Below are 17052 nucleotides of genomic sequence, written 5' to 3' on the forward strand. Positions count from 1 at the left end.
TCTGACTAGATAAATTATCAATACCAGAACGACCAATACAGTCGGATTACATCTGCATCGAAGTTGTATAAAGGCTCCTGGCCAAACTGCATACCCTCCTCACGCGCGAGTACATTGCGGAAATCTTCGTAATCGAACTGGATGCGATCCCAGTACAAATTCACGGTGCTTTTATCAAACCAAGGGACAAATCCCGCTGGTAATTGGTAGGTAACGCCGAGCCCGAAGGTGGTGGTGGTGAGAGGGCTGAGTTCCTTGTCGCGGCCCATAAAGTTTTGATAATTGGCGTAGGGAAAGAGGTCACTGTAGAAGTCGGCTTCGGTCTGTTCGTAGGCGCGGTATTTTAATTCGAACAGCCACTCTTTGTAGGGATGGGTGTAACGCACTTCGTAGTTGCTGGCTTCGATGCCCCAGCTATCGGAGAACTCCCGGTAATCGGCACGAATGGCGGCGCGATAGGGTAAATAATAAATGGCGCGCACGCCGAAAGCATCGCTATTGTGGGTATTGGGATATTTTTCTTCTGCTTCGCTGCGTGAACTGCATACGGAATTTACGCCATCACCATCGTTGCAAAAACGCATCACGCGATAGGGATTTTGAAGGTAGCCTTCATCAACAGCACTTTCCACGCTCAGTGCAGCAATCAGATTTTTAGTAAGAATCTGTGAGACATTAATGCTGTAGCGACGGCGTTCTGCATCGCGTTCGCCGAATTCCGGTCGATCATTACGGCTGATAATGTCATCACCAAAACTGGTGTTGAGGCTGACGGTGGTCAGGTCGCCAAAGAATGTCTGGCTGACACTGAAACTGTAGGTGGTTGAGTCGAAATCATTTTCTTTACTGGTGGAATAGCCCAGGTTAAATGTAGTACGGTCGTGCAGATAGACCAGCCCTAAATCTTTTTGCTTGCGTTCTTCGGCGTAGGGGCTCGCGCCGGATTCCACGTCCGCGCCGCGCGCGGCGACCACATCAATGGAGGCGCCGCTGATGCTATCTACATAATACTGGCCGGAAATCGACACCGAATTGCCTAGGTTTTTGCGTACCAGAATCGCGGGGCCATCGATCTGCGTGCCGCCGCCTTCGTAGCTGTGGTACATGATATCGATGCGTTCGTCGGGCAGGACATCGGCACGTGCACTACTGACACATGAAAGCAGTGCAAAGCATAATAAAAGCCGGTAAATACGCATGCTGTTAATTACAGCCACAGCCGCCTCCCGCACCACCATCGCCACCCCGTGCTGCTTCCCGTGCATCGTATACGTGATGCAAATAACCGCTGGAAACCGGATCGCGATCAAAACTCATCAGCGGATCAGCAATGTTTTGCCGCTCATAAGGTTTGACCCAGGGTTCAATGCGCCCGCAGGCGCACAAGCTGAATACGCCGATCAACAAAAGGGCACGAATGGCTTTAGGTGCTGTGGGAGTCATTCGCGGATCAGCTCCCGAATCTGGTCGCGGTATTTATTTTCGTCGCCGGCTTTGTAACCGCGATTCACGAAACGCACTTCGCCTTTTTTATCGATTACCACGGTAGTGGGCATAGCGTCCACTTTGTAGAGCTTGCTCACTTTACTGTCGGGGTCGTAAAGCACTGGCAGGCTCACACCCAGATCTTCAATCAATTTTTTGGCGGCAGCGGTGTCCTGCTCAACGTTCACGCCATAGAGTTCAAAACCGGCTTTGTTGTAGCGTTTGTACATGTCATCCAGCAAGGGCATTTCGGTACGGCAGGGACCGCACCAGGACGCCCAGAAATTCAGCATCACCACCTTGCCGCGCTGTTCGGCCAGGCGCACGTTCTCGCCGCTTTCGCTTTTTAGCGTGAAGTCCGGGGCGGGGGCGGCGTGGGTGAATGTGGCAAAAGCCAGCAGAAAAATAACACTTAAACCGGGCAGAGATAACTTCATAAAACGACTCCTGCGAATTTAGAAAAAGAGTGACAGGCCGATGCGGCCTTCGAGGTTATGGGTTTCCTTGCTCTCGCCGAACAACTCATGGGTGAACACATGGTCGCGCATGCTCAAATCGAAGGATACCCAGTCGGTGGCGAAGAAACGCAGACCGGCTCCAAAGTTATAGGTGAAATAATCCTTGGACGCGAACTGCGTATTGCCGGCACCGGCGATTAAGTAAATGCGCGTGTTAAAGGCCCATTTATCACTGATCTGGATCTGGCCGGGAAACAGGTTGTAACCCAGCGACAGGTTGTAATAGGTGAGATCGCGCTCTTCATCGGTGAGCAGCTCCACACCGCCGCTGAGCAATTCATAACTGGTTTTTTGCAAACGACTCATGCCGTAAGTTGCCTCGGCAAAAAAATCTTCGGTGATGTGGTAGGCCATGGTGACCCCGACCACGTCATTGGTACCGAAGTCTTCAATGCCCAGCAAACCGTAGAATGCTCCGAACTCAAAATTCTCACTGTCGATCATTTCTTCCTTGATGGTGCGACGCTCGATATCCGGCGAGATAATCTGGCCCAGTTCGTCCTCATCATCAGCGCCCTGCGCCAGGCTCAAAGGTGCACCGGCCCACAAGAGGCATCCCACGCACAGTGCTGCTGTACGTATCAGAAAAAGATGTTGAAACCGACTTTCCATTCATTGACCTCTTCATTGTCGTTGCGGCTGGTCAGGATCATGTGGTTGGTGTATTCAACGCGCATGAAAAAGCGGCCGGTCAAGTGGATATAACTACCGAGGCTGGCCTGGATCAGCGTGTCTTTGCGATCCTCCGGCTCTACCAGGGTGGCGCTCGGCAGGGTTTTGATTTCGCCGGTGCCGAGGCTGAAAAAGGGTGAGATTCGCCATTCGGGAAAGGGCTGATGCAAGAGTGCGACGGCGAGAATCTGGCTGTCGGAAAACTGCCCCGTGTTTTGCGCCACCCGCAGTTCGGCGGTGAGATTCTCGGTAAAGCGATAGCCCAGTGTGCCTGTCAATGAATCCGCCCCGTCAAAATCCCCCAGAGCCACACCCAGCTCAAAGCGGTCGGTGAGGTAATCTTCTTGTTTTGAATCGGCGAATTCGGGTGGTTGGCCATCGGGGCCGAGTGTGAACTGCAAGTCGCTGCGGCGCACCCAGCCGGTCTTGCCGCGATAGGTTTTGATCTTGATCCAGTCCGTGCGGCTTTTCAGTAACGTAATGGTTTCACCGCGCTCCACAACATGGAACACCGGATAACCCCGACCGGGACCGTTGTGCACATTGATGAAGGCATCGTTAACGGTAACTTGCGGATCATCGTCAGCCCAGGTGCCGGGGCTCAGGCACAATCCGACACACAGAAACAACAAACCGCCGATGCCTTTGAGGCGGCGGCGGTGTAACGCGGAGCAGAAGTCCCAAAGGGATAGCGATACAGCGTTTATCATCGTTTTATTCTTGAATTGGGTCTGCCGAGTCAAATGGGTTTTGGTAATAGCGGGCGCCGAGATCGATCCACTCCCGTAGCAGTTTTAACTCACTATTGTTCAAAAAGCCAGAATGGCTGCCATTCTCTCTGAAGCGATCAAAGAAACGCCCGCTGCCACGCGAGTTGCCGCGCGCGATGCTGGCCGGGGTTTCAAAGTATTCCGGGTCGGGAATCGGGTTGCCCTCTTCGTCTACCAACGGTAGGCCTTCGGCATCCAGCAAAAATTCCGGCACGGTGACGACGTTACCCACCTCGTCCACTTCCCGGCCTGGGCGTGCATTCAATAACTCGAAATAGGAGACCATCTCGGTATTCTGGCGTGGTGCGCGCGTCAGGTTGAGTTGAATGGCGCCAGTCAGATTCTCGTTGGTGACATCGGCAATGGTTGTGCTGCCAGCGTGACAACCGATGCAGTTAAAGGGACGGAGGTTGCCCAGCTCATCAACAACGTTAGCTGATGTGCGCTCGCGCTCCCACAAATGCTGGATATGGTTTTCGTAATTGATCACGATGCGGCAGGTGCTGTTCCAGTTGTCCATGCAACCTTTGTTCTTGAGCGGTGCCTTGAGCGTGGATTGCTCCGAGTCGCCGGGCACCAGATCCAGGTAACGGTAGGCAAAAGCATCGTCGCGCGGGCGGCCGGGTGCCAGTGCGGGATCGGTCCACTCATCGACAAAGAGGAGATCCACGGTGGGCTCACGCAATTCGCCGGCGACATAGACATCCGGGTCGCCGACCTGCGGCCCAGGCGCTGCGAAATAGGTGCGCGCTGCAAACTCGGCCATGGTTTCGCCGGGCTGCGGTGTTTCCGGTGTACCGAACTGATCAAAGCGCTGTGTGCCCGGAAACGCCACACCGCCAGCGGCGCCGGGGTTGATGGAGTCCGGCACGATATCCGCGCGGCTCACCGGTTGAGTGGCGCTGGTGTTGAGGCAGCCATTGCATTCGCGGCGCTCGCCGGGGCGCAACTGCATCCAGTAGGTGGCGTTGTTGCTGATGCGCCGACCTTCGCCATCAAGCACTTCAATGGTAAAGGCGATATCCGCAGGCACCTGCACCAGCACCGAGCCGTCCGGCTCTACCGGGGTATAACCGATGATCTCGCGCAGGCCGGTATTCTGATTGAAGCGATTGCCGTACACCGTGTCTTCCTGTTCATCAAGCACGTCGTCATCGGCTATGGACACGGCCTTGACGATGCGCAGAAAGCGTGCCGGCCTGTCAGCGGCAGCCGTTTGTGCGGGGTTGGCCAGTGTGCCGAGGTTCAGGGTGTCGGGGTTAACATCAGCGAGATTACCGTCGTACACGCTGGGAATATGCAGGGTGCCCAGATCGGAGTTTGTTGTGGTGGGCGCGATATAGGTTTGTGCCGCGCGCGGTTCCAGGATAACCGCCTCGGTGAACATCCGCCCTTCTTCGCCGAGCACCACCGGTTGCTGGGTGTCGTCAGCCATGTTGTAAATCCAGATGCCGAACAACGGCGGTGCGATTTCAGTTTCTTCATTTTCCCACCACTCGTCGGTGCAGGGCACCAGCCGCCCGGTGTCGATCACTTGCATCCGGCATTGGCTCCAGCTCACCAGCAGGCGATTGGTGCCGTCGAACAGCGGGTGTAGAGAGCTGAACACGCCATTACGTGAGCGCTCGTCATCGGTAATGATGTCCAGATGGTAAATCCGCTCTTGCGCTTCGCCGCCGCTGCCGTTGATGGGCACTTCGTTTTCAACAAAATTCTCCGTATCAATCACCACCATGTCACCGCCGAGGAATTCGCTGCGACGCTTAAAGATGGCGGCTATACGACGGTCGGACATCTCCTGCGGGCGGAACAAGGTCAGGGATTCATCGCGGGGGGTGGTGTTGAGGCTGTTAAAGCCATAGTGATATTGCAGATCGGTACCGTCCGGGTTGACGGTATAAAGGCTCAGGTTATTGCGCCCGGCCTGGTCCCAGCGGACAAACAGGATGCGCCCGTTATCCAGCACTGTGGGTTGCAGGTCGTGGCTCTGGTTGTAGGTGATCTGCTGAATGTTGGTGCCATCATTATCCATCACATGCAGGACAAAGGCGGGCCCATCGTTACCTTCTTCCTGGGCGGTGTACTGGGGCTTGTTGTCATCCAGCAACATGCCACGACTGCGGGTCTGGCGGGTGGAACTGAACACGATGCGGTCGTCCGGCAGGTAGCGTGGGCTGACGTCATGACCGGCTTCGGCAATGATGTTGGAGGTAATGACCCGGCGCAGCACTTTATCCACGAGATGGTATTCCCAGATATCCCACTTGGGCTGTTCGTCATCATCGGCGTTGGGAATCTCCGGCGCGCGCAGAGCGAACAATAAACGGTCGCCGTCGGGGTGGATGCTCAGGTCTTTTGCATCGTAATTGGGTGCTTCGGGATCGAACTCATCGGTGGCGATAAAGGCCTCGTGGGTGATGTTTTCTGCGGCGGCCAGCGCCGTAGCACGAGGTTTTACAAAAATTTCAGCGCCGGGGTTAAAGGCGGCCGGGTCGAGAATATCCAGTGGCAGCAAGGTTTCCGGATCGTCTTCATCGGTCGGCAAGGGGCGATCAATAAACGCAACCGGCAAATCGAGCGTGACCGGGTCCGGACTTTGGCCGCCGCCCTCACTGCCGCCACCTCCGCCGCCACAGGCGGTGACCAACAAGCAGACAAGCCACAGAGGCGAGCTGTGTATGAGCGATGAACGGAGATGGTGGATCATGGCGTTTTGCCCTGCACAAGAAACGGGTTGGGGATGATAGCTCAATCATGGCAGTCAATTGCCGCAAGTCGTTATTGCCGGCCGATGTCCGGTGGACGCTGGCGCCTGAATGGGATATCGCCGCACGGGAGCCACATTCTCAGTTAAGCCTTGGCGCCAATCTCTCGATCTGGTCACGCTTTCGCATCCATTGCCAAATACCTGCGAACAGGCTTCTAACAAGCTGGCTTCTAAAAATAGCTGAATTCTATGCATCTGGCTGTTTCGTCGATGGCGGAGCAGCGCTGAGGGTGGCGCGTATTAACGAATCTGTGAACCGGTCGACAATGTGGATGCAAGCGAGCCACAGGTTTATACCGTTCGGCGACATATAATCAGTGGCGAACAATTAGCCTGCTAGACTGATTTTTCAGTCGAGGCAGAACAAAAATCTGGAGCAGCCGTGACCACACAAGCCTTTTTTTCATCTGGCAGACCTGCCGGATGGCGTCCTTCTGTGCATCGCCGAATGATGTCCGGTGCCCTATTGCTCGTTTCCCTACTCGCGTCCATCGCTATGGCCGGTCCTCGGGAACAGGCGTTGCAAATTCACAACCGCATTGCCGGGGTGCCACCCTCAGAGGCCGTACTCTTGCAGATGGCCAACCTTATCAACACCAATGACGTGGCCGGTGCCGTCGAAGTGGCGATGGATAACGAAGCCTTCTACAGCGTTACCCTCAAGAATATGGCCACGCCCTGGACCAATCGCGAACAAACCGTCTTCGCCCCATTGAATGATTACACCGCCACCTTTATCGGCCTGGTGCGCGATGAAGATGACTTCCGCAAGATTCTCTATGACGACGTCCTCTATACCAGCAACGCAGGTGGCTTGCCCGCCTACGCCAATAACAACAATAACCACTACGAAGCGCTGGAAACGGCGGGCCACAGTTTAAAGAACACCTTAATTCGCCGTACCCAATCTTCGGTTAACGGTTTGCCAGCCAACGCCACTTCCGGGGTACTGACTACCCGCGCAGCGGCCAAGGCCTTCTTTATTGCCGGCACCAACCGCGCCATGTTTCGTTTCACCCTGATGAACCATCTCTGTCGCGACCTGGAGCAAGTGCATGACACCTCACTGGTGCCGGACCGTATTCGCCAGGATGTCAGCCGCAGTCCCGGCGGTGATAGCCGGGTCTTCCTGAACAGTTGCATCGGCTGCCACAACGGCATGGACCCTATGGCCCAGGCCTTTGCTTATTACGACTATGAATTCGATATCGATGCCGACCCGGAAGGCCTCAACGGCAGTATTCACTACAACACCGAAGCGGATATCGACCCGGATACCAATAGCCGGGTAGAAAAGAAATACCGCATTAACTCCTCGACTTTCCGCTATGGCTTTGTCACGCCGGATGACCAGTGGCAGAACTATTGGCGTAAAGGCCAGAACGCTGCACTGGGTTGGGATGCCAGCCTGTCCGGTGCCGGTAATGGCGCGAAAACCATGGGCATGGAGCTGGCTCACAGCCGGGCATTTGCCCATTGCCAGGTAGAAAAAGTATTTCGCAATGTCTGTCTGCGCCGTCCTGCCGATACTGCGGATCGCGCGGAGCTTGACGCTATTACTGATAGCTTTGCCAGCAGCAACTACAACCTGAAACAGGTATTTATTGAAACTGCTGATTATTGCAAAGGGCCCTGATCCAGAGCCACCAGACGTGGGAATGCCGGTGCTGTAAGCAACCGGCCCAAGATTAAAAACATCAGGTAATTACCGTGGACACAATGAGCCAACCAAACTTCAACTCTCGCGGTCAATACCGCCCAGGGCTGCTTGTGCTCTCGCTGCTTTTCACCACCTTGCTGGCATTGGCGGGTTGTGGTGGTTCGGGCAGCGGTGCCGATACTGTGACGGAGCCCCCACCCAATAACGGTGGAACAGACGATGACTTCGTTTATAAAGGTACAAACCCGGCTGCCACTGACGATGTGCTCAAGTTCCAGACACGTTTGTGGGTCAATATAGCGCCGCCAGATCGCTGTGGCAGTTGTCACGGTGATAACGGTCAGCAACCGACGTTTGCTCGCGGGGATGACATCAACCTTGCTTATGCTGCGGTGATTGATAGCGGTTTAGTGGATTTGGGCAACCCATCCATGTCGCGCCTGGTGACCCGGGTAGTCGGTGGCCACAACTGCTGGGAAGCTGATCCGGTTGTGTGCGGCGATATCATTACCACCTGGATTGCTGCATGGGCGGAAAACAGCGGGACGGAAGCCAACTCCATCGTGCTGACCCCGCCTGAAGAGCGCGATGTCAGTGACAGCAAGAGTTTCCCTGATTCACCTGATGCCTTCGAAGATACTGTTTATCCCTTGTTGACCCAATATTGCGGCAGTTGCCATGCCGAGGGTGCTCTCACCCGTCAACAACCTTACTTCAGCAGCACCGATGTTGCAGTTGCATATGAAGCCGCCAAGGCGCGGATGCGGCTCGATAACCCCGGTGCCTCGCGCTTCGTGCAGCGCCTGGGGACCGATTTCCATAACTGCTGGGATAACGATTGTGCAGCCAGTGCCGCAGCCATGCGCGACGCTATCCAGGCGTTTGCTGACACCATCGAGCCGACGGTGGTGGATGAAAACCTGATCATGAGTAAAGCGGTTGGTCTGGCTGATGCGTTCGTCGTCAGTAGCGGCGGTCGTATCGATACCGACCTTATCGCCAAATACGAATTTAAAACCGGCACCGGCACCATCGCATACGACACCAGCGGCGTGGAGCCAGCCACCAACTTGAACCTGTTCGGTAATGTGGGCTGGAGCAGCGCCTGGGGTGTTCGCTTTAATGATGGCGGCAAAGCCCAGGCATCAGCGGGCAGCAGCCGCAAGATTTACAACCTGATTCGCGGTGCCGGGGAATACAGTATCGAAGCCTGGGTTATTCCCGATAACGTGGCCCAAGGCGACAACGATAATAATCCTGCACGCATTGTCAGTCTCTCGGGTACGGCGACCGAGCGTAACTTCACCCTCGGGCAATACAACTACAACTACAGCTTTATGAATCGCACCAATCTGAGCGATGCCAATGGCTTGGTTGAGTTGGCCACTGCCGATAATGACGAGCGTCTGCAAGCCACATTGCAGCATGTGGTGGCTACCTTTGATCCCGTGAATGGTCGCCGCATCTATGTCAACGGTGAATATACCGGCGATGAAGATCCGACCCCGGGCGCTGTGTTGGCTGATTGGAACGATAGTTATGCGTTGGTCGTAGGTAACGAGACCTCGAACAACCGTATGTGGCAAGGCAGCATTCGCTTCCTCGGTATTCACAATCGGGCCATGGCGGCGGAAGACATCGTGAAAAATTTCGAAGTGGGCGTGGGCGCGCGCTACCTGTTGCTGTTCAACATTTCCGAACTCATCGATGTGCCGCTCAGCTTTATCGTGTTTGAAGTACAGCAGTTTGATGATTTTGGCTACCTGTTTAACCAGCCGTTCTTCACCATCCTGGCTGACCCGGAAACCGGTACGACCGCTCAAATGAATGGTGGTGTTGATCTTGAAGGTATCCGCATCGGCATCAATGGTGCCGAGGTGATGGTGGGGCAAGTGTTTGCCAACCTGAATACCGAATTACGGCAAGATCAAATGGTTGAAGGACGGCAAGTACTGTCGACCTTGGGAACGGTTGTCGAAGCCAAACGCGGCCCGGATCTGGATGAGTTTTTCCTGACCTTTGATCGCATCGGCACCCACAGTTATGAGCGCCCAGAACCCAGCGTACCTTCGCCGGTAGCGCCGTCTGACGTAGAAGGCCAGGCTGTGATTGGCCTGCGTACCTTTGCGGAAATCAATGCCACCTTGTCCACCCTGACAACGGTACCGGCTACTACCGCTGCCGTGGCGACAACGTATACCAATGTGCAGCAACAGTTACCCACGGTTCCCAATATGGAAGGCTTCCTCGCCGCCCACCAGATGGGGGTGACGCAGCTGACTGTGTCTTATTGCAATGCGCTGGTTAATGACGCCAGTCGCCGGACCAGCTTCTTCCCCGGCTTTAACTTCGGTGCAGCACCGGGTGCAGCTTTCACTGTTACGGGTCGCGAACAGGTTATTGAACCCTTGCTTGAAAAATTATTGGCCCACGAAATTGAGGGCACCAGGTTGGATGTTCAGGCTGACCCGGATGAATTGCGGTTGGAGTTAAATCAGCTGATTGATCGAATGACAGCGGGCAGTACCGGCACCACGGACGTGGTGATGGCAACCTGCGCGGCGGCATTCGGCGGCGCTGTGATGCTGCTCCAATAACGAGGCTCAGCCTTCAGGCTTATAAACGATTACGACACAACGACTACGATACCCAGTAGCGAAGGAAATACCATGGCTAAACGCAGACCTCCACTCCACCCCGATGCGCCGTTGCTCCTCAACAGCCACCGGCGGCCGGTGTCCCGGCGTGAATTGATTGCGCAGGGCTTTAAAGCAGGTTTCGGTACGGTTCTCGGCGGCTCGGTGTTCAGTTTGTTCGCCAATCCGCGCAAAGCTGAAGCGGCGCTTTCTGCTGATGTCTCGGCAGCTCGTGATGCTTGCGGTATCGCTGCACAAGGTGCAGGTAAGATCCCCTTTATTTGTTTTGATCTGGCTGGCGGCGCCAACATCGCCGGCTCCAACGTGCTGGTAGGCAAGCAAAACGGCCAGCTGGATTTTCTCACCGCCAGTGGTTACAGCAAACAAGGTTTACCAGCAGAGATGGTGCCCAATGCATCGGTCGGTGACTTCATCAATACTGATCTCGGCCTTGCGTTCCATTCCGATAGCCAAATGCTACGCGGCATTCTTGAGAAAGCAGTCGCCGCAGCGCCGGCAACCAATGGTGCGGTGATTCCGGCGCGCTCTGAAAACGATACCGGCAACAACCCTCACAACCCTATGTACGGTATCAATCGCGCCGGCTCAAACGGATCGCTGCTGGCATTGATCGGTTCCCGCGCCGGTGATTCCGGTGGTAATTCCATGGCACCGGCGATGATGATCAATCCCGAAGTGCGGCCGACTAAAGTCGATAATCCGCGCGACGTGACCGGCCTGGTGGATGTAGGTGATCTGGTCGGTTTGCTCAGCCAGGAAGATACCGTTTCGGTGATGGAATCCATCTATCGATTAAGTAACAGCAAGCTGAACCATGTTGATACAGGGACTGGTGCGAAAGATGCTGTCCTGAAAGAAATGATGCGCTGCGGCTATGTCAAAAGTGCTGACCTGGCCGATCGCTTTGGTGATCCCTCGGCCATCAACCCCGAAGCTGATCCGGATATCGTCGGCCCTACCGGGGTCTTCAGTGATGCAGAGTTCGATGGCGACGGTGAATTCCGCAAAACCGCCTCGGTAATGAAGTTGGTGGTAGAAGGCTACGCCGGTGCTGGCACCGTCACCATGGGTGGTTACGATTACCATACGGGTGACCGCTCCACGGGCGAACAGCGCGACCTGCGTGCTGGTCGTTGCATTGGCGCGTGTCTGGAATACGCCGCTCGAAAAGGTGTGCCCCTGATGATTTACGTGTTCAGTGATGGCTCGGTATTCAGTAATGGCATGTTGGATATGTCGGAAGAAGGCCGCGGCAAAGGTGTCTGGACTGGCGATGATCAACAAACGGCGTCTTCATTCTTTTTGGTATACAACCCAGCGGGTCGTCCGGCATTAATCGGTGGTACTGCCGCTGAACAGGCGCAGCATCAACAGATCGGCTACATGCGTGCCAGTGGCGATGTTGAAACCGCCTCAAGCCCGGTCGCCAATAATGTGAATTTGCTGGTAGAAATGGTGATATTAAATTACATGGCACTGCACAACGAGCAAGGCCAGTTTCCGCTGCTATTCCCCACGCATGGTTTAGGCAGCGCAGCTATGATGGATCGTCTCACCGCGTTTCAGCCGATATGTAATGGCACCATATCGACGCCGGTAACCTAACCGCACCAGATAATGTTTTTTATTTGCCCTGCGTAAGCGGGGCAAATTTTTCAGTGAGAAAAAATTCAATAGTATTTGATTGAGAATTGAAATCGCGCGCGTATTCGTTCATCATTCGTGCCACGTAAAAAGGACCGCCGGGATAGCGGAAGGTAGTATTTGTTAAAGGATTAATTTATGGATACCAGCCAGGATATACACACCCAATTATTATTAAAGCACGGCGCCGTGCAGACATCGCCCCAGCATGCGGCGATGTTGAATTCTCAAACAAACAAAAAATTCATAAGCACTATTGATAAAACGCAAAATCCTGCGGGCTACAAAGTGACGCTGACAGGATATGCAGGGTTTATACTTGCTCGCGAAAGTAAAACATCAGACTATCAAAGCCTTGATGACCTGCTTAGACAATTACGCGCTATTCCCCGCTCCACATCTGCCAGTATTTTGAAAGGCAGTATTAGCACCTTCAAGTTGGAAAACAATGCTTATCGCGTTGATTATCGAATCGCCAGTGGCGAAGTGCTTGTCTACAACATTCAATTGATAGATAAACTACAGAAGCAGCGTGACCGTCTGGAGCAAGCATCTCTTTATCACGTCAAACGGAACGGTCAAGGTGTGTGGCAAATTAAAACGAAGATAGACAAGGTCAGTACGACATATGCTGCGGTCAACGGGCAATCTAATAACCTGACCAAGGCTACGTGGCTGATGGGTGCACATCTCGAATACGAATTCAAAAATTTGCAGGAATACACCTTATTTCATAATCCCAGTGTCGGGGGTATCGGTGACACCTGGGAATCTTTTCGTGACAAGATGGGTATCACCACGGCGGTTACCCGCCACTTCGCCAAAGTGCTCGCCGATACTCAAGCGCAGGATAACAAAACTCAATGGATCGCCCACAGTCAGGGTGGCGTAATTTTTGCCGAAGCTGTGCGCTATTTGTTAAATGGCTCCAGCAGTTGGATGTTCAACAAATGGCGATTAAACGGCTTGCGCGCGCAGGACAAAGGCAAGCTGCTCGACAAACACAGCATTGTCTTTCATGGCAATGCCAACAATAATCTGCGATCCAAGCCATTATTTTCTCGCGCTGGCGTCAAAGTGCTGGCTATTCGGAGCAACGATTACGACATGGTGCCCAATATAATTGGAATGAATACACTCAATCCACGGAAAATTCTTGGCTCAGTGCTATACAGTAACCATGTAATGTCCGGCTCGGTGTCACAAAGCCCACATACTTTAATGCAAAGTCAGGAGTCCTGGCGCCATAATATGGACAATGGTCCGGGCAAGGGGCGTAATGGTATCCAGAAGGTATTTAACAAAATAGAAACGAGCATCAATAAAAAATCAACGCCAAACTATTTGCCATGAATCGGTAGTGATATGTTGATGTTAAATATCGTCAAAAGAACTCATTCAATAGAAAATAAAATCATTCTGGTGCTTATTATGTTATCCATGCTAACCAGTATATTTTCCAGCTCTGCCCAGGCAGAAAAAAATAAACTATACCCTCGTCAGATTAATTTATCAGGTAATGTCTTTCATTTCTCAATGCCGGAAGACTTCAGTAAAGATATGCCTGCTGATGATATGGTAGAGACTTTGGATATTTCAGATTTCTCTAAATTTGATAATCCTGAATATGGAAACCTGGTTCGGCGTTGGTGGGATATTAAAGAGCCGGGTTGGTTTGGTAAGGAGCTGGGGACGGTCATGTTTGATTTGTCTGTTCAGCGAAGTTTTTCAAATACGCAACATCTTGTGCATCAAAGGCCTTACGAAATTTCTAACAGGCTCGATTTTATGATGATGTTGCATGATAGCTTTATGCAACGATACGAACCCTTAAATGAAGCAATTGAAGAAGATGCCGGCCTGGATATTTCGTATCACTCAAGCTTTGCAGTGATGATTGGTGACGAGGTTGCCGCATTGCAACGGGATGCCATATTTAACCAGCAAAAATGGACGGCTTACTCCATTGCTGCGCCCCGGGGAGAGCTGATAGTTGTTTATGCAATTCCAGTGACCGAAAACGTGTATCTGGAAGCGTCTTTGACATACAGTCACAATGATAATGTGCCGCCTTTGGAATTCAGGAGAGGACATGCATTTAGCAAGTTCGAGCCGATGGTGGAAAGTTTCAAATTGGATTATGTGTCAAACAATCCGCTTGAAAATGTTGTTGGTAAGGTGTGGCTTGAACAATCAGCAACCGACACTATTAAACAGAATCCTGATTTGTTGATAAGAATTTTTGACGGCGAACCTGAGGAGAGAATATTGCCGCAAGCGGAGCAACCATAAACGGTTTTGCTTGGCATGGTGCGCATTTAAAACATCAGCCTGCTGAACTAACCTTCAGCAGGCTCGACAGGAACATTTCGTTAAAACGTTTAGGGCACAACCTTCACCGACATCACATTAGAAGCCGCTGACTCCCCACTCTCATTCTTCGCAATAACACGATAATAATAAGTCTTACCTTTTTTCAACTTTCCATCATCTTTAAACAACACATCAGTGCTTGGATTAAATTCCTGAATGCCGTCAGAAATATTATCGCCAATCACTTTCCATGGGCCTTTGGATGCGGTGGCGCGTTCAATTCGATAAAAACGGCCGACGGGAGAGCCCATCCAGGTGATAGCTTTGGTGGGGTCTTCAATATCACGCAGTACTGGCGCTTCCGGTATTGGCAACGGCGGCGCTTTGGATTGGCCGTTCATTTGCGCCTGGGCTTTGCGTACCAGGTCGACAACCGCTTGCTCTTCATTGGGTTCACCTTCCGGGAAACCGGGCAGATGATAGCTGTAGTGGCCGGTGTATTCCTTATGCCAATAAAAACCGCCGTTGTGGCGATGGCCGCGAAATCCCCAGATAAATGCACCGGCGGCGCGCGCGCCCTTGTGTTGAGTGTGCACGGCGGCTTGCATGATGTCGTTCAGTCCTTTTGCATCGCGCAATCCGAATTCGCCGATCAGATAGACTTTTTTTCCATCGATTGCTTTTAAATCTTTTAAGACCTGATCGGGGTTGTTGTTGCCGTTGGTGGTATAGAAGTGGTTGGAGATAATGTCGATGTTAGGATCTTCCAGCGCAAATTTATTAACGGTCAGGTAGGTGCCGTCAATCACCAGATGATTTTTATCCAGCGACTTAATCAGTTCGGCGGTTTTCTTCAAAAAAGGTTCAGTGGATTCTTTTAGTTCGTTGCCGGTTTCCCACGCCATGATGGCTTTTTCGTTGCGGTATTCGCGCCCGGTAATCGTGTTCTTACGTGTAATAACCTGCTCGACAATGTGCAAATAAGCCGCAAAGGTTTTGCTATTGATATCGTGCAAGGCGGTTTCGGGCTCGCCGTAAAACGCGGCCAGTTGCTCTCGCCCACCCCACCATTTCCAATGGTCGACAAACGGTAAGATCAACCGCAGACCGTGCTTGTCGGCGAGCGCGATCATACGGTCGTAATGCACCATGGCGGTCTCATTCAAACGCGGCATGCCATTGGGTGTTGTGGGTTTAAGAATGTGGGTTTCCCGTTCACAGGCGGCATCATGCGCGGTTTCTACCGAGAGCACATAAACCCGCATCGCTTTGTGGCCGGTGTAAACCAGAGATTTGATCCAATTTTCCTGCTCTTCGGCAGTGGGCCATTGAAAGTACTGGCCCCAGCCGCGCGGGTCAGCTTTGCAGGGGCCCCGGGCGTCATCTTCTATACGGTGTAATTCGGGTGCGTGAATACCGGCAAAGCGGAATTCTTGCGCGCCATCCAGCAAGCGGTGGCCATCGCGGGTAATAAAATGCTCGAACGCCAATGCGGGTAAGGTGAGGGCTGTGCCCAACACAAAGGCTAATAAACGCAGGAGGGTCATGAGTGGTCCTTATTATGATGAGGCTTTTCGTGGTAGCGAATGTAAAACGTGTGTAACCGGTTTCATGCGAAAGCTTAGCATTCATCCTCGCAAAGGCCTACCACTGCTGCTGAAAGAAGTGTAAAACCGGTGCACTCGCTAACTGATCTGTGGATTTCAGGTTATGCATTATTCGCGTCTTCCCTGTTTGGCATTGCGACCTTTCGTAAAGCGCCTGTGGTTATCCTGCCAGGCCGCGACCCGCCCGGCCTGTGAGCACGTCTTGCCCACGGGCGACATGCATCTGGTTTTTCGGTTGCGCGGAGCGCCCTTGCGCCTGGTTAATGAAGGCCGCCCCGCGAGCGAAGGTTTTTCATCGGCGGTTATCGGCGGCCCGCGAACCACGTTTTATGGCAAATGGATGGGTGATGCAGTGTATTCCGTGGGCGTGCAGTTTTACCCGGGTGCGGCGGAGCCATTATTTGGTGTGCCGGCAGACACTCTGGCTGAGCGTCATACGAACCTGGATGCGGTATGGGGACATCACGCCGAGCAATTATGGGAGCGTTTACTCGCAGCCCCGACCCCGGAACAGCAACTACGTGTATTGGAGACAGTCATGTTGGCACGATTGCCGGGTTATTCTTTGTCAGTTTCCGGTGTAATGCACCCGGCAATCTCATTCGGGCTTGGTCGTTTTGCCCAAGGCGCTACAGTAACCGAAGTGGTTCGGGAGAGCGGTTACAGTCATCGCTATTTCAATGCGCTATTCAAACGTGCCACCGGTCTTTCTTCCAAAGCTTATTGCCGTGTTCGGCGGCTCCAACATGTGCTCGCCGCGCCGCGCGATACGGCATTGGCTGAACTGGCGCTGGCAGCCGGGTTTGCTGATCAGGCCCACCTGCAGCGCGAGTTTCGTGCCCTCACCGGCGTAACACCTCTCGCCTACCGGCACCTGGCACCACAGTTCACCCACCATCTACAGGTCAACTTTCTTCAAGATCGTGATTGAAGAACACAGCAAACTGCACTTTTTAGCT

13 protein-coding genes are annotated in these 17052 nt (G+C 53.2%); 6 read left to right on the forward strand and 7 right to left on the reverse strand.

The window, feature by feature from the left end; translation table 11 throughout:
- Positions 1-17: 17 nt before the first annotated feature.
- The 6 genes from CBR65_RS15545 to CBR65_RS15570 are packed head-to-tail and all read right to left on the reverse strand — an operon-like array spanning position 18 to position 6152.
- Positions 18-1217, reverse strand: coding sequence for a DUF3570 domain-containing protein (locus CBR65_RS15545; protein ID WP_232461218.1), 1200 nt, complete (start codon positions 1215-1217; stop codon positions 18-20).
- The gene (locus CBR65_RS15550) at positions 1204-1443 is read right to left on the reverse strand and encodes a DUF4266 domain-containing protein (protein ID WP_087467706.1); all 240 of its coding nucleotides are present in this window, start codon (positions 1441-1443) and stop codon (positions 1204-1206) included. The genes CBR65_RS15545 and CBR65_RS15550 overlap by 14 nt, the downstream gene beginning before the upstream one ends.
- Positions 1440-1922, reverse strand: coding sequence for a TlpA disulfide reductase family protein (locus CBR65_RS15555; protein WP_087467707.1), 483 nt, complete (start codon positions 1920-1922; stop codon positions 1440-1442). Before CBR65_RS15555 ends, CBR65_RS15550 begins: the two co-directional genes overlap by 4 nt.
- A gap of 18 nt (positions 1923-1940) precedes the next feature.
- The gene (locus CBR65_RS15560) at positions 1941-2615 is read right to left on the reverse strand and encodes an outer membrane beta-barrel domain-containing protein (protein WP_087467708.1); all 675 of its coding nucleotides are present in this window, start codon (positions 2613-2615) and stop codon (positions 1941-1943) included.
- A complete protein-coding gene (locus CBR65_RS15565; RefSeq protein WP_087467709.1) occupies positions 2585-3385 on the reverse strand; it encodes an SH3 domain-containing protein in 801 nt (266 codons plus the stop codon). The genes CBR65_RS15560 and CBR65_RS15565 overlap by 31 nt, the downstream gene beginning before the upstream one ends.
- 4 nt (positions 3386-3389) lie before the next feature.
- Complete coding sequence (locus CBR65_RS15570) at positions 3390-6152, reverse strand: PD40 domain-containing protein (RefSeq protein WP_157672102.1); 2763 nt, start codon at positions 6150-6152, stop codon at positions 3390-3392.
- Between the two features lie 508 nt (positions 6153-6660).
- On the opposite strand from CBR65_RS15570, the gene CBR65_RS15580 reads away from it, so the two are divergent.
- The 5 genes from CBR65_RS15580 (at position 6661) to CBR65_RS15600 (ending at position 14465) form a co-directional block, all read left to right on the forward strand.
- Entirely contained in the window at positions 6661-7848 is a 1188-nt protein-coding gene (locus CBR65_RS15580; RefSeq protein ID WP_369825667.1) for a hypothetical protein, read from the forward strand.
- A gap of 134 nt (positions 7849-7982) precedes the next feature.
- Positions 7983-10469: a LamG domain-containing protein gene (locus CBR65_RS15585; protein ID WP_232461219.1), complete on the forward strand. Its 2487-nt coding sequence runs from the start codon at positions 7983-7985 to the stop codon at positions 10467-10469.
- 72 nt (positions 10470-10541) lie between these two features.
- On the forward strand, positions 10542-12134 hold the full coding sequence (locus CBR65_RS15590; protein ID WP_087467712.1) for a general secretion pathway protein GspF: 1593 nt from the start codon (positions 10542-10544) through the stop codon (positions 12132-12134).
- Positions 12135-12311: 177 nt separating this feature from the next.
- Positions 12312-13526 (forward strand): hypothetical protein, encoded by a 1215-nt coding sequence (locus CBR65_RS15595; protein WP_087467713.1) that lies wholly within the window; start codon positions 12312-12314, stop codon positions 13524-13526.
- A 12-nt stretch (positions 13527-13538) separates the two neighbouring features.
- The gene (locus CBR65_RS15600; protein WP_087467714.1) at positions 13539-14465 is read left to right on the forward strand and encodes a hypothetical protein; all 927 of its coding nucleotides are present in this window, start codon (positions 13539-13541) and stop codon (positions 14463-14465) included.
- An 89-nt stretch (positions 14466-14554) separates the two neighbouring features.
- Here the strand turns inward: CBR65_RS15600 and CBR65_RS15605 are convergent, their stop codons facing one another.
- A complete protein-coding gene (locus CBR65_RS15605; protein ID WP_087467715.1) occupies positions 14555-16033 on the reverse strand; it encodes a cellulase family glycosylhydrolase in 1479 nt (492 codons plus the stop codon).
- Between the two features lie 163 nt (positions 16034-16196).
- On the opposite strand from CBR65_RS15605, the gene CBR65_RS15610 reads away from it, so the two are divergent.
- Entirely contained in the window at positions 16197-17024 is an 828-nt protein-coding gene (locus CBR65_RS15610) for an AraC family transcriptional regulator (RefSeq protein ID WP_087467716.1), read from the forward strand.
- Positions 17025-17052 lie beyond the last annotated feature (28 nt).

The sequence above is a fragment of the Cellvibrio sp. PSBB006 genome (assembly GCF_002162135.1).
Classification (GTDB): domain Bacteria; phylum Pseudomonadota; class Gammaproteobacteria; order Pseudomonadales; family Cellvibrionaceae; genus Cellvibrio.